This is a genomic window from Ammoniphilus soli (genome assembly GCF_040813775.1).
On the sequence record NZ_JBEGDL010000010.1, the window covers coordinates 100,947 to 123,678 of the forward strand.

The 22,732-nt window shown below is 43.1% G+C and carries 18 protein-coding genes and 1 other annotated feature; of the genes, 12 read left to right on the plus strand and 6 right to left on the minus strand.

Going from position 1 to position 22,732, the window contains the following annotated elements:
* Window positions 1–46: 46 nt before the first annotated feature.
* Both ABLT31_RS19420 and ABLT31_RS19425 read right to left on the minus strand, forming a co-directional pair.
* A complete protein-coding gene (locus ABLT31_RS19420; RefSeq protein ID WP_367754678.1) occupies window positions 47–1,204 on the minus strand; it encodes an acetoin utilization protein AcuC in 1,158 nt (385 codons plus the stop codon).
* Window positions 1,201–1,845: an acetoin utilization AcuB family protein gene (locus ABLT31_RS19425; protein ID WP_367754680.1), complete on the minus strand. Its 645-nt coding sequence runs from the start codon at window positions 1,843–1,845 to the stop codon at window positions 1,201–1,203. The genes ABLT31_RS19420 and ABLT31_RS19425 overlap by 4 nt, the downstream gene beginning before the upstream one ends.
* 217 nt (window positions 1,846–2,062) lie before the next feature.
* Here ABLT31_RS19425 and acsA point away from each other — a divergent pair, with 217 nt between their 5' ends.
* Entirely contained in the window at window positions 2,063–3,778 is a 1,716-nt protein-coding gene (gene acsA / locus ABLT31_RS19430) for an acetate--CoA ligase (RefSeq protein WP_367754683.1), read from the plus strand.
* A gap of 284 nt (window positions 3,779–4,062) precedes the next feature.
* Here the strand turns inward: acsA and ABLT31_RS19435 are convergent, their stop codons facing one another.
* Window positions 4,063–6,960 carry a transglycosylase domain-containing protein gene (locus ABLT31_RS19435; protein ID WP_367754685.1) on the minus strand — a complete coding sequence of 966 codons (2,898 nt, stop codon included), beginning with the start codon at window positions 6,958–6,960 and terminating at the stop codon, window positions 4,063–4,065.
* Window positions 6,961–7,080: 120 nt separating this feature from the next.
* Window positions 7,081–7,259: a binding site (T-box leader), on the plus strand.
* 81 nt (window positions 7,260–7,340) lie between these two features.
* Here ABLT31_RS19435 and tyrS point away from each other — a divergent pair.
* The gene (gene tyrS / locus ABLT31_RS19440; protein ID WP_367754687.1) at window positions 7,341–8,603 is read left to right on the plus strand and encodes a tyrosine--tRNA ligase; all 1,263 of its coding nucleotides are present in this window, start codon (window positions 7,341–7,343) and stop codon (window positions 8,601–8,603) included.
* A gap of 270 nt (window positions 8,604–8,873) precedes the next feature.
* Here the strand turns inward: tyrS and rpsD are convergent, their stop codons facing one another.
* Window positions 8,874–9,470 carry a 30S ribosomal protein S4 gene (gene rpsD, locus ABLT31_RS19445; RefSeq protein WP_367754689.1) on the minus strand — a complete coding sequence of 199 codons (597 nt, stop codon included), beginning with the start codon at window positions 9,468–9,470 and terminating at the stop codon, window positions 8,874–8,876.
* Window positions 9,471–9,849: 379 nt separating this feature from the next.
* Here rpsD and ABLT31_RS19450 point away from each other — a divergent pair, with 379 nt between their 5' ends.
* Window positions 9,850–10,449, plus strand: coding sequence for a histidine phosphatase family protein (locus ABLT31_RS19450; protein WP_367754691.1), 600 nt, complete (start codon window positions 9,850–9,852; stop codon window positions 10,447–10,449).
* A 25-nt stretch (window positions 10,450–10,474) separates the two neighbouring features.
* Complete coding sequence (locus tag ABLT31_RS19455; protein WP_367754693.1) at window positions 10,475–12,289, plus strand: sensor domain-containing diguanylate cyclase; 1,815 nt, start codon at window positions 10,475–10,477, stop codon at window positions 12,287–12,289.
* Between the two features lie 41 nt (window positions 12,290–12,330).
* Here the strand turns inward: ABLT31_RS19455 and ABLT31_RS19460 are convergent, their stop codons facing one another.
* A complete protein-coding gene (locus ABLT31_RS19460) occupies window positions 12,331–13,149 on the minus strand; it encodes an endonuclease/exonuclease/phosphatase family protein (protein WP_367754695.1) in 819 nt (272 codons plus the stop codon).
* Window positions 13,150–13,303: 154 nt separating this feature from the next.
* On the opposite strand from ABLT31_RS19460, the gene ABLT31_RS19465 reads away from it, so the two are divergent.
* The 8 genes from ABLT31_RS19465 (at window position 13,304) to ABLT31_RS19500 (ending at window position 21,930) form a co-directional block, all read left to right on the plus strand.
* On the plus strand, window positions 13,304–13,651 hold the full coding sequence (locus tag ABLT31_RS19465) for a DUF4260 family protein (protein WP_367754697.1): 348 nt from the start codon (window positions 13,304–13,306) through the stop codon (window positions 13,649–13,651).
* Window positions 13,652–13,687: 36 nt separating this feature from the next.
* The gene (refZ, locus tag ABLT31_RS19470; RefSeq protein ID WP_367754699.1) at window positions 13,688–14,317 is read left to right on the plus strand and encodes a forespore capture DNA-binding protein RefZ; all 630 of its coding nucleotides are present in this window, start codon (window positions 13,688–13,690) and stop codon (window positions 14,315–14,317) included.
* 112 nt (window positions 14,318–14,429) lie between these two features.
* A complete protein-coding gene (locus ABLT31_RS19475) occupies window positions 14,430–16,646 on the plus strand; it encodes a septation ring formation regulator EzrA (protein ID WP_367754701.1) in 2,217 nt (738 codons plus the stop codon).
* Between the two features lie 221 nt (window positions 16,647–16,867).
* On the plus strand, window positions 16,868–18,145 hold the full coding sequence (gene aceA / locus ABLT31_RS19480; RefSeq protein ID WP_367754703.1) for an isocitrate lyase: 1,278 nt from the start codon (window positions 16,868–16,870) through the stop codon (window positions 18,143–18,145).
* Between the two features lie 338 nt (window positions 18,146–18,483).
* Complete coding sequence (locus ABLT31_RS19485) at window positions 18,484–19,311, plus strand: electron transfer flavoprotein subunit beta/FixA family protein (RefSeq protein WP_367754705.1); 828 nt, start codon at window positions 18,484–18,486, stop codon at window positions 19,309–19,311.
* The gene (locus ABLT31_RS19490; protein WP_367754707.1) at window positions 19,312–20,343 is read left to right on the plus strand and encodes an electron transfer flavoprotein subunit alpha/FixB family protein; all 1,032 of its coding nucleotides are present in this window, start codon (window positions 19,312–19,314) and stop codon (window positions 20,341–20,343) included.
* A complete protein-coding gene (locus tag ABLT31_RS19495) occupies window positions 20,336–21,634 on the plus strand; it encodes an FAD-dependent oxidoreductase (RefSeq protein ID WP_367754709.1) in 1,299 nt (432 codons plus the stop codon). Before ABLT31_RS19490 ends, ABLT31_RS19495 begins: the two co-directional genes overlap by 8 nt.
* Entirely contained in the window at window positions 21,616–21,930 is a 315-nt protein-coding gene (locus ABLT31_RS19500) for a ferredoxin family protein (protein WP_462976514.1), read from the plus strand. Before ABLT31_RS19495 ends, ABLT31_RS19500 begins: the two co-directional genes overlap by 19 nt.
* Before the next feature lie 546 nt (window positions 21,931–22,476).
* Here the strand turns inward: ABLT31_RS19500 and ABLT31_RS19505 are convergent.
* Window positions 22,477–22,695 carry a helix-turn-helix domain-containing protein gene (locus ABLT31_RS19505; RefSeq protein WP_367754713.1) on the minus strand — a complete coding sequence of 73 codons (219 nt, stop codon included), beginning with the start codon at window positions 22,693–22,695 and terminating at the stop codon, window positions 22,477–22,479.
* Window positions 22,696–22,732 lie beyond the last annotated feature (37 nt).

Here is a 22,732-nt window from a genome sequence, read left to right on the forward strand (position 1 = left end):
TTTTTTTGATGTTTTTCATTTTTCAACCTATATGTATGGACTGGGCTTACCCTCTTGGACAGTACAGCAGGGACTTTTCTACTGTCTGACGGTTTTTGCTTGTTATCTCTGCTTTTCTTGGAATAACAGGGAAAGTCTCAGGAAGATCCATCATCTGTTCGGGCAACTCCACAGGACTTTCTAAGGACCATCGAGAAATCCAGTTCTTTGGTATAAGAGGGTTGTTCTCTATAGGACGGTCAGTAAGCTCGGCCCAAAGGAGTGTCCAAGCTCTTGGGACGACCCTCCAAATATCATAGCCTCCTCCACCCGTTGCAATGAGCCTTCCGTTACACAGCTCGTGAGCTAACTGATGAGCAAGCTTCGGGATTTGCCGATAAATTTCCATGGAGCAAGAAAGATGGGTAAGCGGATCTAAGAAATGGCTGTCACATCCGTTTTGTGTAACGATCACATCGGGCTTGAAACCGCGAGCTACCTGTGAGACAACGCTATGGTATGACTCTATCCAAGAGTTATCTTCGGTAAACGGTTCCAGGGGAACGTTTACATTAAAACCATACCCTTGTCCGTCTCCACGCTCGGTGATGGCGCCTGTCCCTGGAAAAAGGTATTTGCCCGTCTCATGTATAGATAGGCTCAACACGTTAGGGTCGTCATAGAACGCCCATTGAATCCCATCTCCATGATGCGCATCCGTATCGATATAAAGGACCCGTGCATCGTAATGTTTTCGAAGAAAAGCAATTACAACGGAACAATCATTGTACACACAGAATCCGGATGCCCGGCCTCGAAAACCATGATGAAGGCCGCCTGCAAGGTTTACTGCGTGATCACATTCGCCAGACATGACTAACTCCGCGGCACGAAGTGTACCCCCGACGATAAGGGAAGTGGCCTCATGCATCATAGGGAACATTGGCGTGTCTTCCGTACCCAACCCATAGCTGGATGCAACCGGCAATACCTCGTTTCGATGGCCAGACTCCTTTACCACCTTAATGTATTGCGGATCATGCACCAGGGCTAATTCCTCATCTGATGCGTAGCGAGGCTTTATGATCTGATCTTCTCGAATCAATCGCAGCTCTTGCAATAAGTCTATGGTCAATTCAAGCCTTTTTTGGTTAAAGGGATGTTCATCGTTAAATTTATAATTTTGGTATTCCTTGCTGTATATAAAAAAACTGGAGGGTCTCATATTCCGACCCCCGGCTCCTGTGGCCATAATACACGATAACCAGCTTGTTCTAAAGCGTTTTTTAGCTTTCTCGTATCAATCGTTTGCACGCGGAAAACCAAGTTCTTTTTGCCTTGATGCTGTCCGGGGAATACCAAGACGCTAGTCACGTTGCTGCCCATCTGTTTAAATATTGCGGAAACATCAGCAAGCATTCCCGGTTGGTCATTAACCTCAACTTCCACATGCGAGCTGGGAAATTGAACACCCATTAACTCAACCAAGGTATGCAAAATATCCGTCTCTGTAATGATGCCCTTGAGTTCCTCTTGGTCTACAACAGGCAAACAGCCGATCTTATTGCTATACAAGCTGTACGCAGCGTCTTCCACGAAATCCAAAGGATGGGCCGTGACAACATCTCGAAGCATCATTTCAGATACGGGGCGGCTATAAACCTGGTCGTTCTGATCTGATTCGAACTTGGACGGACAGGCATCGCGAAGGTCACGGTCTGATAAAATTCCAACCAACTTGTTTCCCTCATCCAAGACAGGCAGGTGGCGAATGCGGTGTTGGGCAGCGATCAGCATAGCCAAACGAATGGAATCAGAAGGCTTAACCGTGACGACATTTCGATTCATGATGTCTTCAATTAACATAAGCTCTATTCCTCCTTTAATTCCAATCCATGAAGTACGATCTTATTTACTAAATTATACATAATGTTCCTTCATAAAAGAATGGGAAAATTAATTTATCAGAAATAAAAAATTTTTAAGTTTAAAATTGAGAAAATTAAATATTGTGATATAATAGATTCATAGACAGCTCAGAAACTAGACAGAACTAGACAAACATAGTGGGGAGTTGGAAGAGATGCAAACGATAACATTGCAACCGGTTGAAGTGAAAAGTAACTTAGTAAGCTATGAAGAAACCTACAAGAATTTTGACTGGAAAGAAGTAGAGAAAGAATTTTCCTGGTACGAAACAGGAAAAGTAAATATGGCTTATGAGGCAATTGACAGACATTGCGAAACAGCCAGAAAGAATAAAGTAGCCTTGTATTACAGCGATGCCAATCGAGATGAAAAGTATACCTTCCTAGAACTTAAGAAGCTCTCAAACAAATTTGGGAACGCTTTAAGAAACTTAGGTATCGCAAAGGGCGATCGCGTATTTATCTTTATGCCTCGTACCCCCGAGCTTTATGTAAGCGTATTAGGGACGCTTAAGGTTGGAGCGATTGTCGGTCCATTATTTGAGGCATTCATGGAGGTAGCTGTAAAAGACCGCTTAGAGGACAGTGAAGCTGTTGCGCTGATCACTACACCTGAATTGTTGAAAAGGGTTCCAGTTTCTGAACTTCCTGCATTAAAACATATCATTATTGTAGGGTCTGAAGGGGAACTTCAAGAGGGACAAGTTTCTTTTGAACAAGCGATGGCGCAAGCCAGTGATAAATTAGATATTGAATGGGTAGATCGTGAAGATGGACTAATCCTCCACTACACTTCTGGTTCGACTGGAAAGCCAAAGGGTGTTCTTCATGTTCATAATGCAATGATCCAGCATTACCAAACCGCCAAGTGGGTACTTGACCTGCAAGAAGAAGACGTCTACTGGTGCACAGCGGATCCTGGTTGGGTTACAGGTACATCTTATGGAATTTTTGGACCTTGGCTGAATGGAGCATCCAATGTTATTCGTGGAGGTCGTTTTAGCCCACAGGACTGGTATTCTACGATCGAGAAATATAATATTACAGTTTGGTACAGTGCGCCTACCGCCTTCCGCATGCTCATGGGTGCCGGAGATGAGCTGGTTAAGGATTTCGACTTGTCCAGCCTGCGCCATGTTCTTAGTGTAGGGGAACCTTTGAACCCTGAAGTCGTTCATTGGGGTATGAAAGTATTTAATAAGCGAATCCATGATACATGGTGGATGACGGAAACAGGAGCTCAGCTCATTTGTAATTATCCTTCCATGCCAATTAAACCAGGATCTATGGGTAAGCCAATTCCTGGCGTAGAAGCAGCAATTGTTGACGACGAGGGGAATGTCTTGCCTCCAAATCGCATGGGGAACCTAGCCATCAAGGTTAGCTGGCCTTCTATGATGAGGAAAATCTGGAATAACCCGTCCAAGTACGAAGAATATTTCCGTCTGAGTGGTTGGTATGTGTCCGGAGATTCTGCTTACATGGATGAAGATGGTTACTTCTGGTTCCAAGGGCGCGTTGATGATGTAATCATGACGGCTGGTGAACGAGTAGGCCCATTCGAAGTAGAAAGTAAATTAGTGGAACATCCGGCTGTTGCTGAAGCTGGGGTTATAGGTAAGCCAGATGCCATCCGTGGTGAAATTATTAAAGCGTTTATTGCTTTAAGATCTGGTTATGAGCCTACAGAAGAACTACTTCAGGACATCCGTAATTTCGTAAAGACAGGTCTAGCTGCCCATGCAGCTCCAAGAGAAATCGAAGTGAAAGACAAGTTACCAAAAACAAGATCCGGTAAGATCATGCGTCGTGTATTAAAGGCATGGGAATTAGGATTGCCTACTGGTGATTTGTCCACTATGGAAGACTAATATTAGCTACACCTAAAGCCAGCGACTAGTCGCTGGCTTTTCCCGTTATCTACTATAGTCTGCCTATTGCCCAGAAAATGACGATCCAAATGGGAATACTAAATAGAATGGCGTTAAGGAAACCAGTATAAAAATGATTTGAAACACCAGGCTTGTCTCTTTCCATGAGGGACTCCTTGTACTCTTTTTCTAAGTAGTATTCTCTTATTTTAAAGGCTACATACATAAAAAGAGAGCTTTGCCAGTGTGGCAAAGCTCTCTTTTGTTTACCTTTAAAGTAAGTTTTAATTATTTGGAAGAGGAGGGGTTAACGGAATGTCAATTCCGCCATTCTGGTTTTTAGGCTTATTATTAGATGTGCCCGAATTTGATGACTGAGTTGGGTCCAAAGGAAGAATATCATCCAATGGAGTGGAAGAATCAGGCCCAGCATTGGTTTCGTCCTCATCTGATGATGAGCCAGAATCTGATGGCAACAAGCTATCATTCGCAATAGCTTGCGACGGACCGGATTCGTTCCCTGTTACATCAACCGCTGTAACATAATAAACTCCTTGCTGACTTAACGGAAAAGATTTGTCATGCGGTTGCAGCACTACTCCTACTTTCTCGAAAGCCGAACCTATTGTGGAGCGATAAACTCGATATCCGACAATATCAGCTTCAGAATTTGCCGTCCAGGTGAGCTTGCCGCTTTGACTAGATGTTCCTTGAGGAGGAGCAGGTACATTACCATCATCTACACGCGGGTCTTCGCGATCAGGCAAGCGCTTATCCCAATCTAAAGGCTTAAATGAAATGTTGTACTTATCAGGATTATTCGGAAGATCTAATCGATCCGGTGACTTAATTCCAATTCTTGTCTTTACCATGTCATCTGGTGTTTCCGCTTTTGCAAGGTAAAAACTTCCGTTATAAGGGATTACCCGTGCTTTAAAATGAAGATTATCTGTTTCAGTTGGTACAAATTTCCGATTGAAGATTTCCGTAACGACAGCTCCCGTCTCACGACAGAGCTCTGTAGGAAGTAAACCAGATTTACTGCAGATCGTTTGGCGAACAATACCTTCCGGCTGGGTAAACTTGGAATTTTCCGGATAGCGTTCAGGATATAGCTCGAAGAGTCCATTCATAAATTTTGCCCATACGATGGTGGACCTGGCAGGCTGTGATTTTGGAAGCTTGTATGGAATGTCATAGCCAATCCAGACGCCTAGGGTTACCTCCGGCGTATACCCGACGAACCAAGAATCGACATCATCGTTAGTCGTTCCTGTTTTTCCTGCGAAATCACGGTTGCCTTTTACCAGCTTTTGAAGCGCGGATCCTGTACCACGTTGGACGACTGTTCTCATAATGTCCGTAGTCAGATATGCTGTTTGTTCAGAAAATACGGTTTGAGGTTTTATCGAATGTTCAAAAATAGTTTCTCCATCCGAGTTTTCTATTTTTTCAATAAGGTAAGCATCAAGGAAAGACCCTTGATTAGGAAAAACAGAGTAGGCATTGGTGATTTCCTCAACGGTCAAACCTTGTGTCAAACCTCCAATAACTCCTGTTTTTGCTTGATAGTCATTCGTCCGCGGATTATCCTTCGGTGTGACTAGTGTGGTAACCCCCATCTTTTCTACATAGCTTAAAGCTTCGGGAATTCCAACGTTTAGGTAAGCCTTAATTGCTGGAATGTTATAAGATTGTCTTAAAGCTTCTCGAACAGAAATCAAACCATGAAACTTATTATTCCAGTTTGCAGGATAATGCGGTGGATTACCTGCACCATTTTCGAGAGCAATTGGAGCATCATCGATGACGGAACCAGGCTGCAATATGCCTAATTCAAAAGCTGGAGCATAAGCTGCAAGAGGCTTCATGGCCGACCCAGGTTGTCGAGGACGCATCGTATGATTCACTTGTGAAACCTCAAAATTTCGCCCGCCCGCAAATCCGAGAATTGCTCCGGTTTTATTGTCAATCAGGGTGGCGCCGACTTCCTCTAAGGCATCCTTGACTTCTTTATATTCAGATCCGAAGCGGGCCTTATACGTCCGATTCGGTCCAAAGTTATCTGGATTCTTAGCGATAGAGTCCATCATTTCGATGATTTTTTTATCAATTGTGGTATAGATATGATAGCCGCCTCTTAGAATATCTCCACGCTTCCTATCCAGTAATTCACGATATTCCTCTCTCGTTAAATCCTCTTTATTTTTGGTTGGATCATTGGCTAAATCCTGGTCTACTAACACTTTTGCAGCACGTTCCTCAATTTCCATCATGAGGAAGGGATACTGGCGATAAGCTCGTTCTCTCGGTTGAGCCAAATTCGCTTTAATGTCGTAGGCGAGTGCCTCATTATATTGTTGTTGGGTAATGTAGCCATTCTCTAGCATGTGGCTTAGGACTAATTTTTGTCTTTTTGTTCCAGCTTCTAGGCCAGTTGGATTATATTGCTCAAAAGGAATATATCTTGATGGAGCTTGGAGCATTCCCGCAATATAAGCCGATTGAGGAATGTTAAGATCTTTGGCATCTATACCAAAAATTCCCCTCGCTGCCGCTTGTACACCATAAATGTTCGATTTATTGGCACTATAGCCAAAATACATCTCATTCATATAGGCTTCTAGAATTTGATCCTTCGAAAACATGCGTTCTACGCGAAGGGCAAGAAAGATTTCACGTGCTTTACGCTCGTGGCTAACTTCTGGGGATAATATGGTCTGTTTTACTAATTGCTGTGTCAACGTACTACCACCCGTCTGAACGGGGCTTCCCATAATATCCTGCAGTGTAGCACGGACAATGGCTTTCGGATCAATTCCGCGATGCTCGTAAAAGTGTCTATCTTCCGTAGCGATAATTGCGTTTATAAGATGCGGAGAGACCTCTTCTTTTTTGACTAGGCGACGGTCTTCCTCGGCACGAAGTTGACCGATCAGGGCTTTGTCGTTAAAATAAGCAAATCCGGTTAGATGATTGGAAAAAACTTGAGTACTGACATCCTCATATGTACGAACAGGATCATCTTTTACTAAAGAGGCAATATATCCGGCCGCAGCACCTCCGGCAAAAAAGGCTCCCATAAATACGAACAGGATCGTTAGTTGTGTAATGCCCCACAGGATTCGCCAGACTGTTCTCCCCTTCCGCGGCTTGTCCTTGGTTTCGTTTTGCGTGGTCATAAATTTCCTCCCTAGATGTTGCCCCATGCTGCCCTTATTATAGCATAAGATCCAACTGAAGGTGAATTTGCATTGCATTTGCCATATTTTTATGGTAATCATATTTATAGGAACTTATATATGGTAATGAAGAAAGGTTTTCAGTATTTTCTATTTGATGGGTTCAGAGAGCCGGTGTTTGGTGCGAACCGGTCCACAGATGGAGAAGAATTACACCCTGGAGTTACCTAAGGAAGAGTGGAAGAACCGCAAGGTTCTTCAATTAGGGTGGTACCGCGAGCAAACATCTCGTCCCTAAGTGGGGAGGAGGTGTTTTTTTATTTTTTAATCAGAACAGGCAGTTCTAGGCTTTCTATTTAGCTGAAAGGGTGATATGAACAATGGCAGAAGAAACAAAATGGGAATTAACTGAAGAACAAAAAGGGGAATTGGATAGACAGTTATCGCTAATTGAACGAGGCGTGGCTGAAATCGTTCCCCGGGATGAACTAGTTAAAAAACTGGAGAAGTCGATTGTTACGGGAACTCCCCTTAAAATCAAGCTGGGCCTTGACCCGACAGCTCCCGATCTCCATGTCGGCCATACCGTCGTTTTGCATAAGCTTCGTCAATTTCAGGAGCTGGGGCATACGATTCAATTGCTGATTGGCGACTTTACCGGAAGAATAGGGGATCCCACTGGGAAATCAGAAACCCGTAAACAGCTCACGGAAGAAGATGTAAAGCGCAATGCCCAAACTTATGTGGAGCAGTTCGCTAAAGTCATGGATGTCAGCCAACTCGAAGTGTATTATAACAGTACTTGGCTTTCTCCAATGGATTTTGCCGATGTCGTTAGATTAGCGGCCAATGTAACGGTTGCCAGGATGTTGGAGAGAGAAGACTTTTCTAAACGGTACCAGACAGGGCTTCCGATCAGTATTCATGAGTTCTTCTATCCCTTAATGCAAGGCTATGATTCGGTTGCTCTCGAGAGTGACGTTGAACTTGGGGGGACGGACCAGAAGTTCAATTTATTAATGGGACGCCAATTGCAGAAGGAGTACGGCAAGGAACAGCAAGTGGCTATCATGATGCCAATCCTTGAAGGGTTGGATGGCGTCCAGAAAATGAGCAAGAGCTTAGGGAACTATATTGGAATTGGCGAACCTGCCAATGAGATTTATGGAAAAACCATGTCAGTTCCCGATGAATTGATGCTCAAGTATTATGAATTGGTAACCGACATATCAAATGAGGATCTTGAGAGTTTGCGAGTAGGCCTTAACGATGGAACCGTACACCCACGTGACGCCAAAATGAACCTTGCTAAACGTTTTGTCGCTATGTTCCATGGTGCGGAGGCAGCTGACGAAGCTGAGGAAAATTTCAAACGGGTATTCCAGCAGCGCGCTTTACCGACCGACATCCCTGAAGTGTCCATTTCCGCAGACCTTCTGGAAGAAGGGAAGATATGGATTGCAAAGCTATTAGTCGAACTCGGATTAACCCCATCTACAGGTGAAGCCCGCCGAATGGTTCAACAGGGCGGAGTCAAAGTGAACGAAGAAAAGGTTGAAGACTTACAGGCGCAGATTAGTGTGGAAAATGGAATGATTGTGCAAGTGGGCAAAAGAAAATTCGCGAAGATTTTGTTAGGATAAGGATCAGGCATTGCAAAAACAGGAGATTATCCGCTTATTGATCTATTTTCAAAGAAAAAGAGTAAAATAAGCGGATTTTCTCCGGTAAGTCCAATAAGATAAGGTTTTTTCGAGTATATTTTGGGAGTAGGCGGAGCATTCTCCCGTTATTTTATCGAATTCACCCTCATTTTTTTAAATAACCGGACTTTCTCCAATTATCTTAAATCCAACTCGCTATAGAGCTAAGGTAAAAAAAAAGAATCAGGAATATCCTGATTCTTTTTTTTATTAACGGGAATAGAACTCGACGATTAGAGTTTCGTTGATATCAGATGTCAACTCATCGCGCTCAGGAAGACGTACATAAGTACCTTCTAGAGTCGCATCGTTGAAGCTCAAGTAGTTAGGAAGGTAAGTGCGTGCACTTAAAGCATCCTTCACGATTTCAAGATTTTGGCTCTTTTCGCGAAGTCCGATTACATCGCCAGGTTGTACACGGTAGGAAGGAACGTTTACTTTCTTTCCATTAACTGTTACGTGTCCATGAACGGTTAATTGACGAGCAGCTGGACGAGACGCTGCGAAACCTAAACGATAAACTAAGTTATCCAAACGGGACTCCAAAAGTCTCATGAAGTTAGCACCAGCAACGCCTTGCATTTTTGTTGCTTGGGAGAACAGCTTGCGGAATGGCTTTTCATTCATTCCGTACATATGACGAAGCTTTTGCTTTTCTTGTAATTGGATACCATACTCGCTTAGCTTGCGACGAGCTTGTCCGTGTTGTCCTGGAGGATAGTTACGCTTAAGATCCTTACCAGTACCATCTAAGGAAATGCCTAGACGGCGAGAAAGTTTGTGACGAGGTCCTGTATAACGTGCCATTGTTCATATCTCCTTTATTATAGATTATCAGGTGTTAGCTTCCGGTAAGCTAGTTTATTCTTTAATCGGCACCCAATTCGGACGGTAGCGTTTCCGCAGTGTGCTCCACAGGGAAGACCAGCCGCGGTCCCTATGGGAATAAACTAAGAGGGTTGTTTACCGTTTTTACCTAAAATCATTGCTACCCTACTATAAACACATGAATATTATTATAAACGTTCCAAGACGAATGTCAAGCACAAGTTGACCTTTTGTATGGTTTAGACAATTTTACGAACAAGTGAAAGCTTGGTTACATTTTATCTTCGCAAACAGGGTGAAACCAGGCTGGGAATGTCATATAATTATTACAAATGTCTGAATTAAGGGGTTTTTTATCTTGGGTAACCATTTTTATTTGATTCGTCATGGGGAAACAGACTGGAATCGCCTGAAGAAAATTCAGGGCCATACTGACATCCCGCTAAATGGACTAGGAATACAGCAAGCTAATCGGTTGGCAAAGCGTTTAGCCGGTCTTCCCCTGAGGCTTATTTGCAGCAGTGACTTAGTGCGAGCGCGACAGACGGCAGAACAAGTCAGCAGATATCATGAAAATATACCTTTAGTGCAATACCAGGAATTTAGAGAAAGGAATTTTGGAAAGTGGGAAGGAATGGATCTGGAAGAAATTAAAAAGAACTTTCCTGACTATGAACCCGGAAAGCATGTAGGGGGAAGGTACGGTATTGAGAGTTTGGAAGACATGCAAGAGAGGGCAGTGATGAAATTAAAACAGCTTGCCCAAACCTACCCTGATTCCCATATCGCAGTAGTTAGCCATGGCGGTTTGATCAATGGCCTTTTGCTATTGCTTAGCAATGGCAGCTATGGTACCGGCAAGACGAAACTGAGTAATACCTCGTTTAATCACATATCCTACCAGAGTGGGGAATGGACTGTCCATACTATAAACGATTCGACCCACCTGGATGAGTAAAGGGAAGGAAAAGAGGGGCTAGCTTGTGAATGCATATCTCGATATCTATTCAACAACAGGCATCGAACAAAGCATACTCTCCAAAAAAGAATTACTTATTGACGGGTTTAAAACATTTTCAGAGAAAATTTCTCCTCGGCGCTTCGTAGCTTCCTTAGGGACCATCTATCTCATAGGGGAAAACCATTCTTTAGTTTCCAGCAAAGTCATCGGAGCTCTCCCTGTTGCCGATACTACAGTTGAGCTTGAACTAGACAAGCAAAAGCCTTGGTTTCGAGTCGTTCATTGCCAAGGAAAAACTTATAGCTTAGCATCCATTTTTTTCGATAGCATTGAGGGTGAGGATTTTTTTATCGGAACAAAAGCAGCAGGGCAGCTTTCCGAGGGAGATGTTACAAGTTTTTTGAATGGTCTACTTGTTGCGCTGGAAGTGCATATGGAACAGATGCGCACGCACGAAACGTTATTTCATATTACCAAGAAAATTCATTCCTCGATCGATGTAGATGAAGTCTTGCATTCCATTGTGAATAATATTCGAATCTTATTTCCTGCTATGAAAGTTGATTTATGGCTCTCTCATGATCCTTCTACTACAATGCCCTTCAAAACATTTAGCTACAATATGGAAGAACAGGAAGTGAGTTTGCAGGCTTTTATGGAAGGAAAGGTGTTGATTCGTCAACTAGACGACAGGCAGAACGGCAGGAACATTACCTTAGCAGCTCCTCTGCGAGGAAAACAAGGGATCTATGGGGTTCTCGAGATGTATGCAGATGAGCCGGTGGAAATGACGGCTAAGGATATTGAGTATATTACCATTCTTGCTGATACCGCCGGTAACGCGTTTGAAAACGCTCAGTTATATCAACAATCACAAAAGTTGATACGAGAGCTTCTTCTCATTAACGGGATGGCTAGGCAGTTGAATAAAAGCCTTAACCTGAAAGATATTTTACAATATGTATTAGACAAATTAATGGAGACTTATCATGCGGAGTATTGCGTAATCCTTCAGCGAATCCCTCAGGAGGAACGCTTTGTGGTTATCGCCTCCACGGTTCTGGAGCAGAAAGGCATGGAAGTGGAAGGGAAAAAAGGAGAATTGGCAAAGCTCTTGCATCAGAAGGAAGCGGTCATTGTTTCCGATAAGCAGCAAGAGACCCCCTCTTCTTTCTTGGGGCCTTATCGCTCTTTGCTCGGTGTACCGCTATTTAGCGGGTCTGAAGTAGAAGGTGCCATCTTTGTATCCGATCAGAAGCCAAACTCTTTCTCGTTTGATGATTTTAAGTTACTGGAAATCCTTGCGCAGCATGTGAATATGGCCATTAAAAATGCTTCCCTCCATAACGAAGTAGAAAGAATGGTTATTACCGACAACCTGACAAACTTATATAATCGAAAATTTCTCAATGACCATGTATCTCTATCTGTAAAGCAGAATAAGCAGGGAGCCTTAATATTGATGGATATCGACCACTTCAAGAGAGTGAATGATTCGTATGGCCACCAGGTCGGAGATGAAATTTTGGTCCAGGTTTCTGAAATCCTGCGGAGCAGTGTAAGAAAGACGGATATTGCTGCAAGGTGGGGAGGGGAAGAGCTGGCGATTTATCTTCCGGGGCAAACTCTGGAAACAGCTGTAGAAGTCTCAGAAAGAATTCGCTTGCGGATTGAACAGCAAACTAAGCCAAAAGTAACGATTTCCCTTGGGATCGCCGCATGGAGAGATGATCAGCATGAAGAAACCGTCGAATCTTTGTTCAACGCGGCTGATATGGCCCTTTACGAGGCCAAGAGAAAGGGACGCAACCAATTTCGCGTAGCCCCATACAGTTAAGCCCCCTACAATAGGGGGCTATTCTAGTTACTGACATATTCTTACTTATTGGGAAGATTGAAAAACAAGGAGTACATAAGCGGATAGTGATCGGAGATATGGGACACTTCTGTGAAAGCGTCTTCAAAAAGAAAATCATCTGTATAGAAAATATAATCGAGCTGAGTTTTCCTTGAATGGTGTTGATAGGTCACAATATCCATCTTCCTTTCATAAATTGGATCAATGTACAAGGATCGAATGGATTGTAGGGCAATTTCAACCGGTTTCGAGTTAAAATCCCCGAGGAGCAATTTAGGGCCATTCTTCAAAGACATTGTGGTAGCTATAGAGGAGATTTGTCTCGCAATTTCCTTCGAATTAAGCCCCAGATGGGTGGCATATACATCGATTGGCTGGGTTCCCGTATGGATTTGCGCGCGTAAAACGCCCCTGTTTTCGATACTGCTGGGGAGAAGATGCCGATCAAAGTCAGTGATCGGAAATTTGCTAAATATAGCATTTCCATAGGAACCAATAAGAAAGTTCTGATTAGGAACAAATAAATAATTCATTTGAAGAAGTTCACCTAAAATTTTGGTCTGGTTTTGAAAATGAGAGCGTGGTAGTCTAAAATCCACTTCTTGTAAAGCGATAATATCGGGGTCCATCTTTTTGATCTGTTCTGCGACCGCTGAGAGATTAACTTCTCCTTTTTCATTTCGTGCTCCCCTAATGTTAAAGGTCATGACTCGGATAGATTTGGCTTCGTTGAAGCCATAGTGAAATTGGTTGTTAACCGTACAGAGCCCTGAGGAAATATAGAGGGGAAGAAAAATGCAAATACAAAAGCAGAGGAGATAAAAGGTCTTTTTCTTCATTGAACTTCCCCCTAGTTGCAGTTGAGCGTATGTATAATTCAAAGATATCAAATTAATAGAATTATTTAAAGAAGAATTTTTTTGAAATTTCTAGAAAAAACCTATGTACCTTTAGTAGGGATATGGAATAAAATAGAAGAAGGAGGTGAAAAAGTTGGAAAGGATTCTATACCGAACAGAAAACGTTTTCATTATGGTGGTTGCATTTTATGTATTCTTGATTTATGGTACTACTTGGACCGGGTTCCTTATCTTTTTGGGCGTCCCTAAACTGTTGCTGATGCTTCCGTCCGAATGGTTAAGGAATGAAACCTATGAAAGGGTTCATCGTGCAGCCGTTTCTCTGATGCATTCCTATTCGGCGGCAGCAGCTGTAGCATTATTTACCTTCTTATTTATGGACCTGGTCCTTTGGTCGATTCTCGGTTGGGTGATTCACATTGCCATAGATCGAGTGATAAAATATAAAGAGAAAGACGTCCCGCATCCATTATTCCAATAGAGGATAATTTGGTGATATATTAAGGGGGATTTCATCGTGAGTAAAACGGCTAACCGTACTAAGGCACATATCGTGCGTGCCGCGATTGGACTTTTCTCGGTTCAAGGCTTTGGGGGAACCTCCATAAGGGAGATTGCTGAGGCAGCACAGGTTAACGCTGCACTTGTAAGCTATCATTTCAAAAACAAACAAGGTGTTTTAGAATGGATTATGGTGGAATATTTTGAAAGGCTATTTCGAGAAATGGAACACGGGGAAAGCAGACAAGCCTACGAAGAAGATATCTTCGGCGACCTGATGACGGCCGTGGAAATTGTAGTCCGCTATCAAAGCAAGAACATGGAAGTAACTAGGATTATCCAACGGGAACTCAGCGTGGATTCTATGCTTATACGGGAAGTCATGAGTACATATATCGCTAGGTTAAAGTCTTATTTTGCTTTTCATCTGGAAAGAGGAATTGAGACTGGGCACTTTCGGAAAGACTTAGACGTGGATATGCAGATTATCCATATGATGAGCAGTATATTCTTTCCTTACTTTAATCCACAGATTATTAGGGAAGTATTTTATGTTGAACCTATGGACGACAATTATCGGGAGGAATACGTGAGCTATTTGTCGAAAATTTGGCTTTCTCAATTAAAAAATGAAGAAATATGTTGAAAAAGTTTCTGGTCAAGCAGGAACTTTTTTTATGTTAAAAGAAATATAAAGAGATAACTCAATTGTGTGTGTTAATTATGAATTATTTACTTTGATTTAAGGAGAAATACCGATGGTTTCCATAATGCGCAGATCTCTAATTCTTCTATATACGAGTTTCGTTTTATTTACCTCTGCCGTAGCTGCAGAAACATTTCCCGAAAAGACAGATGCTGCAGTGCAAGACCAAGACAATGTCATGGATTCATCCCAGGTCCAGCAACTCGGGGACATTATCGTTAAGCTTCCAGAGAAATACAAGATCGTTATTATTCCATCAACGGAAGAGCTTTCAACACAGGAATATGCAACCCAGCTTTATGAGGAATACGGCATGGGACAAGATGAGATGCTGCTGGTATTTAACAAGCAGAAAGAAGAGCTTGGGGTTAAAGCCGGTTCATTCTTTTCATCTAAAGGTTTAAGCGATGAAACTATTCAAGATGTTACTGATCACTTCTTTACTCCTTACGTCAAACAAAAATCCTACATGACCGGGCTATCGACCGTCGTACAACAATTTAGTGAAACGGTACAAAAGGGTTCTGCTCCGGCTCAGGCTAGCGGGACGGCAGCAACGCAAGAGGAAAAGGAGTCAGGGGGCAGCTCCTCCTGGTTAGTCACAACTTTGCTGATACTTGCTGGAATTCTTACACTAGGAATATACGCCTACATCCAAAGGCGAAAACTCAACAGAGAAATGGATGAAATTGAGCTTTGGATGGATGCCATTGAAGAAAAACTGCAGAACTTGAAAGCGGAGGACGAGTCCCAAGCTGACGATAAAGTACACCCGGGTGCGAGTCTAGTGGAGAAAATCCGTAAAGATTCGCTGCCCGCTGCTGAATTCAGTTTGCTTGAGGCCGAATCCATGTGCGAACGTTTCCGCTTTAATAAAGCAGCCCGTCAAATTCAGCAAACCAAGGATTTATTGGCCCATATCGATCATGAAATTGGTCAACTGCAAAGTAAGCTGTTCCAGAATAAAATTGCCGAAGAAGAATGCACGAGGCTGTTGGACGAAATTAAGAAGACGTGTACACTCGTGGAAAGAAAGCTGGATGAGGCAAGGTTGCACTATGGCCTTACCTTCTATGAGCTGCGTGAGAAGCATGAGCAGGTGGCAAATTGGTTAGAAGCAATGCCAAAGGAAATTGAAAGTGAGCCTACCCTGTTTCTGAATCAATTGAAAGAGAAAAAGCAGATTCTAATAGATAGCTTGAACGCTGTCGATCGATTCCCTAGATTGAAGCAAGAGGTAGCAGTAGCCCTTGAACGAGAGATTTCTCAGCTCAAAGAAGGGATTCAGGAGATGCTGGCACATGGTTATCAAATCCCTCAGGAGCAATTTAATAATCATTTGGAGGAACTCGGGAGCGAACTGACCCAGTTACGGCACATGTTAGACGAAGGCAGAATCGAAGGAATGACGGAAAAAGTGAACGAGGTCAAAGAACAGATCGATTCAGTCTACGACCTAATGGAAGAGCTTGTGACGAAGAAAGGGATGGTAGATCACTACATGACAGAGATCCCTCCTATCTTATATACCCTTGATCAAGAAAGAAAGCAGTTAAAGGATGAATTGGAAGAATTGTCACTTCGATATCGAGTGCAAGAAGGTGCGATCTTCAGCTATTATCTCGAGCTGCAGAAAGTTTGCAAGCAAGCGGCAGATCAGCTTTTTATTGCGAAGCAGATGGATGGGGGAAATGATCTGGAGCTCATTCAGGCCGCCGATTTGCTAGCCGCCGTTCAGCAGGAAATTGAAGACTTGATCACCCTAAGGGATCAGGCTTACGAAGAATTAGAAGAACTGCGAAAGGGAGAGTTTGAGGCGAAGGACATAGTCATTTCTCTGCATGCTGAAATTGTCCGTGTAGAACAGCAGATTCGACGCGAAAACCTTCCTGGTGTTCCTCTAAGACTAGTAGAAATGATAGAGGAAGGTAAAAAGTCCCTCTTTGAAATTGAAGTGTCATTGAACGAAGTTCCTCTTGAGCTTCAGAGGGTTAATAATTTAGTAAAACTAGCTAGTGAATTTATTTCTCAGTTAGTCGAATATGCAGGATCTGTGTTTAAGTACAGTCGACTAGCGGAGGAAAAGATTCAGCTATCCAATCGCTATCGAAGTACAGTCAAAGAAGTAAATGAACTGCTGACTGAAGCAGAACAGGCTTTTAGAAATGCCGATTATGAGCAGTCTTACTTGTTAGCAGAAAAGGCTTATGAAATGGCAGTGGCGTACTCTGAAGGCTTAAGTCGACTCATACGAAAAAAGAAGGCATAAGGATAAGCAGTCCCTAGATAAGGGCCTGCTTTTTTTGTGCTAGTTGAAGAAGGTCCGGCATTCAAAAAAATTATATTCTACCCCTCATTATTTAATTACAATTCATAATAATAAAAATATATTGTTTATCTAACGGGTTAAGTGTTATAATACAAACACAAATAAATATCCTGTTACATAATAGTAATAGGAGAAGAATTTGTTAGGAGAGGATGATTCTAATGAGTAGAAAAGATGAAGTTCTCAAGCTGCAAGAAAGCTGGAAGGCAGAGCGTTGGAAAGGAATTGAAAGAACGTATTCTGCGGAAGATGTTATTCGTCTTCGAGGATCCGTACAAATTGAACATACACTTGCCCGTTTAGGTGCAGAGCGACTTTGGAACCTTGTGAATACGGAAGATTATATAAATGCCCTTGGCGCATTGACTGGCAATCAGGCTGTCCAGCAGGTGAAAGCAGGGCTAAAAGCGATTTATCTAAGCGGTTGGCAGGTAGCTGCGGATGCAAATCTTGCTGGCCATATGTATCCCGACCAAAGCTTATATCCAGCAAACAGCGTACCGCAAGTCGTAAAGCGGATCAATCAGGCCTTGCAGCGGGCTGATCAGATCCAACACTCGGAAGGCAAAGGGGATACTTACTGGTTTGCCCCCATTGTTGCAGATGCAGAAGCCGGATTTGGGGGTCCTCTTAATGTATTCGAATTAATGAAAGGTATGATTGAAGCCGGGGCAGCTGGCGTTCACTTCGAAGATCAGCTAGCATCGGAAAAAAAGTGCGGCCATATGGGAGGGAAGGTACTTATTCCAACGCAAGCCGCTGTGAGAAACTTGATCGCAGCTCGACTTGCTGCTGACGTTATGGGTGTGCCAACGGTGATCATTGCGAGAACAGATGCCAATGCCGCCAATCTGATTACGAGTGATGCTGACCCATATGATCATGCCTTTATAACCGGTGAGCGGACAGTAGAAGGTTTTTATCGGACCAGAGCAGGACTCGATCAAGCCATTGCCCGGGGTCTGGCCTATGCCCCTTATGCCGATTTAATTTGGTGCGAAACCTCAGAACCCAATCTTGAAGAAGCGAAGCGTTTCGCAGAAGCGATTCATAAAGAGTACCCAAATAAATTACTCGCATATAACTGCTCTCCCTCTTTTAACTGGAAAAAGAAGTTGGATGATGAGACCATTGCAAGCTTCCAAAAGGAATTGGGAAAAATGGGATATAAATTTCAATTTGTTACCTTGGCAGGCTTTCATTCCCTCAATCATAGTATGTTTGAATTGGCAAGAGGGTATAAGAAACGCGGCATGGCCGCATATTCGGAACTTCAGCAAGCGGAATTTGCTTCGGAAGAACATGGCTATACAGCAACACGACATCAGCGAGAAGTCGGTACGGGGTACTTTGATGAGATCTCCCAAGTCATTGCTGGAGGTAATTCCTCTACGACGGCTCTTAAGGGATCTACGGAAGAAGAGCAATTTACCCCATAAACAATACAGAGCGCACACTTTTTGGTGTGTGCTCTTTCATTAAGCTACCGAAAAAACCTAGAAAACTTGGCCGACGCCAAGCTGAAGTTCTGCGTCAACAAGTTTTCCTCGTGCTGTCCAAATAATAAAACGAAGTTATAAATTCTGACAGTGCGAATAAAACTTTGTGAATATTCATATACACTAGAAGGGCAAAAATTGTATAATAATTATATGTAAAATTCCGACTCATTATATTGTTGTGAAAATTATCACAACTGTTAGATGAATGCATATATATGCTGGAGTGAGTGGGGTTTTCAAATCCAGATGAGGAGAATAGGGAGGGAGTATAGTCTATGCATATCTTGGTCTGCATTAAGCAAGTTCCTGATACCAAGATCATCAAAGTTGATCCCAAAACGAATACGCTTGACCGAAGAGGGGTTCCGGCGATCCTCAATCCGTATGATGCCCATGCGGTAGAAGAAGCAGTCAGATTGAAACAAAAGTATGGCGGGAAAATTAGCGTACTTACCATGGGACCACCTCAGGCAGTAGCTGCCATTAAAAAGTGCATCCAGATTGGTGCGGATGAAGGCTATATGATCTCAGACCGGGCCTTTGCAGGGGCAGATACGCTAGCTACCAGCTATGCTTTGACCAAGGCGATTGAAAAAATGACCAAGCAAGAGCCAATTGACTTAATTCTGACAGGGAAAATGACGATTGATGGGGATACAGGACAGGTTGGACCAGGAATTGCCCGCAGGCTAGATATACCTCCTTTAACTTCCGTCAAAAAGATTGAAGCCGTCAATGAGACCGGAAGAGAGATTATTGTTCATCGGAAATTGCCCGATGGATATGAAGTCATCCAATCTACTCTACCATGTCTATTAGCTGTTGAAAAAGAGATAAATGAGGTTTCTTACTCCTCGCTTCCTAACATGATCCGTGCAGCCCGATATACGCCTACGATTTGGTCGGTCAATGATTTAGAGGATGTGGACCGAACTCAGCTAGGTTTAAAAGGCTCTCCAACCATTGTCGGTAAGATGTTCAGTCCGCCTAAACCAGAAGGAGGAAAAATGCTGGAAGGTTCCGCAGACGAACAAGTCAAGCAGATTATTGATGTCTTGCTGAAAGAGAAAAAAGAGCTGTTTGCAGTGAAGGGGGGAGCTTAAATGGCTGTTATTCTTGAGGATTATAAAGGAATATGGGTGTATATTGAACAAAATGAAGGTCAAATCGCTGGTGTTTCCTTAGAACTGTTAGGCGCCGGCCGACGTTTAGCGGATAAGCGAGGGGTCGAACTGGCGGGTATTTTGATAGGGCACCAAGTCAAGTCATTAGCTTCTACGATCTTTGAATATGGAGCCGATAAGGTTTATGTGATCGATAATCCCATATTAAAGGATTATCGTTCCGAAACCTACCGCGTAGGGTTTGCTTCCTTGGTCAATAAATACAAACCAGAGATTGTCTTGTACGGGGCGACCTCTAACGGAAAAGATTTAGCCAGTGCCGCTGCGACAGATTTGGAAACCGGCTTAACCGCAGATACAACATTGCTTGATGTCGATGTGGAAACAGGACTGTTAGAAGCCAGCCGACCAGCCTTCGGAGGCAATATTATGGCAACGATACTTTGCAAGAAGCACCGCCCTCAGATGGCGACCGTACGTTCGAAGGTCATGAAAGCCATCGACCCGATAAAAGGGCGTCGTGGGGAACTCATCGAAGAACAGATCCAAATGGATGAAGATCAAGTCCGCACGAAGGTTCTTAAGATTGTAAAAGACGTGGGGAAAAAGGTAAAGCTTGATGAGGCCCATATTATCATAGCCGGCGGGAAAGGGCTGAAGGATGAAAAAGGGTTTCAGCTTTGCCATAAGCTGGCGGAAGTCCTCGGAGCAAGTGTCGGTGCCAGCAGGGATGCTGTGGAGGCAGGTTGGATTGGTCACGCGCACCAGGTAGGGCAAACAGGGACAACAGTTACCCCTAAAATCTATTTTGCAATAGGGATCTCCGGTGCAGTGCAGCATATTGTTGGAATGCAAAATTCTGAATACATTATTGCCATTAACTCTGATCCCAATGCTCCTATTTTTGGCGTTGCAACATATGGCATTGTAGGGGATGCTTTTGAAATCGTTCCAAAGCTGATTGAACAATTCACTAAAGTAAAACAAGGGGGTGAATTAATGTATGGCTAATGAAAAATTTGACATGATTGTCGTCGGAGCAGGACCTGCAGGATCCTCTTGCGCTTTAACAGCCGCTAAGGCTGGTCTCAAGGTACTTTTGATTGAGAGGGGAGAGTACCCCGGATCCAAGAATGTCATGGGCGGAGTTCTTTACCGGAAACAAATGGAGGAAGTCGTCCCTGAATTTTGGAAGGAAGCTCCCTTAGAGCGACCAGTAGTAGAGCAACGATTCTGGGTTCTCGGCGAAGAGTCTTTGTTTAATGTCGGCTACAAGGGAATGGAATGGTCTAGGGAACCCTATAACAATTTCACGGTTCTTCGGGCTAAGTTTGACCAGTGGTTTGCCAACAAAGCGGTAGAAGCTGGGGCCTTACTCATCACGGAAACAGTTGTACTGGAGTGCATTGTTGAAGATAACCGTGTAGTAGGGGTGAGAACAGACCGTCCGGATGGTGATGTTTACGCTGATGTCGTGGTGTTGTGCGATGGCGTTAACTCCTTACTGGGAAAAAAGCTAGGGTTTCATAAAGAGTTGCGCCCCGATGAAGTAGCTCTTGCCGTAATGGAAGTCATGGACTTGCCTGCGGCAAAAATAGAGGAGCGATTTAATCTAGAACCAAATCAAGGCTGTACCATTGAAATATTTGGAGATGCAACGAAGGGGATTCTGGGTACAGCTTTCCTATATACCAACAAAGACAGTATCAATATTGGTGTCGGGACAACACTTTCGGGATTAATAAAGGCGAAGATCCGTCCTTATGACCTGCTTGATTATGTGAAGAACCATCAAATGATCAGACCCCTACTCAAGGAAGCAAAGCCGGCAGAGTACGCTGCTCACCTGATCCCAGAAGGCGGATATCATTCGATTCCTAAAATCGTAGGAAGCGGTGTCATCCTCTGTGGAGATGCTGCCCAATTGGTTAATGCCATTCATCGGGAAGGTTCCAATATGGCGATGACTTCGGGGCGATTAGCGGCAGAGACGGTTGCCCTCGCCAAACAAGCGAATGATTTCTCCGAAAATATGCTGGATACGTATCGGACGAAACTAATGGATAGCTTTGTTGGTCAGGACCTCAAGAAATATAAGGACGTTACTCATACGTTTGAGAGCTATCCGCAATATTTTAAGGAATATATGCCGTTTATAAACAAAGCAGCCAGCGATTTCTTTACTGTGGATGGAACACCAAAGAAAGAGAAACAAAAGAAAATCTTTACTTCCATGATGGAAGGAAGAGGCAAGTGGCAGACATTTCAAGACATATATCGCGCATGGAAGGTGATGAAATAATGAGCTTAGTGCCAAAATCGGATTCACTGGAGCAAAAGCAATACAGCATCCGCTTTAAGTGTGATACCCAGTCGCATTTGCATGTATTGGACTATGATACATGTGCCACCAAGTGTCCCGAGAAGCTGTGTACCTTGTTTTGTCCTGCAGAAGTGTATAAATGGGAAGAAGTGCGGATGCAAGTCGGCTATGAAGGCTGTCATGAGTGCGGAAGCTGTCGCATCGGGTGTCCGTACGATAATATTAAGTGGGAATATCCGAAGGGCGGGCATGGGATAGTATTTCGATTGGCATAGAGGTAAGAGGAACAAAAAGTATACTTTTCATTGAAAACTCGACCAAATTTCAATGGATGTGACCACCAATGTGACCAACAGCTCTAATAAATTTCTGGTGATTTTAGAGGGTGTAAACCCTCTTTTTTATGATTCGAAATACATATAATAAAAAGGCACCTGATCACTTAGGTGCTTTTAATTATGCTCATAAGGTCACTGTGGAGAAGCGTAGGGAAGTGCCCATGTTAATTGGCTTAAGTATAAAAAATAAGAACAACAGGGAACCTACTAAACCCTACTGCTCTCATTTCAAAACTTCTTAGGCATATGTACCTAACACAGATATTTTAATACGTTGATATCCTAATTGGAACCCCGACTTTATCGACAAAATTGCTATCTTTAGAGCTTAAGATCAACTATGTACTCTTGATACTACCTTTATATTGCCCTTTGACAATCTACCGGATATCAAATTTGTTACGGAGTAGCTTACTAGGTGCTTACGGGGTCTCACGGAGTACGAACAAATCGTCATTTTAAACCAACAAAAACCGCTATAATCTAGCGGTTGAATGACACACCGTAAAAATCAGAGAGTAACTTTAATTGGTCTGAGGTAGGGAGTCTCTCTCCACTTTCAAGAAAACCATATGAATGAAGGTTAAATCCGATTTTAATACAAAGATCAATTTGTGAAAGACAATATTCTTCTCTGAGTGCTTTCAATGCTTCGTGGAACAAAGTGCACCTCCATTTCTGTATTCTAATTATTTTACGCAACAGAATGGAATTTTATTCACAGTTCTTAAAAAAAACC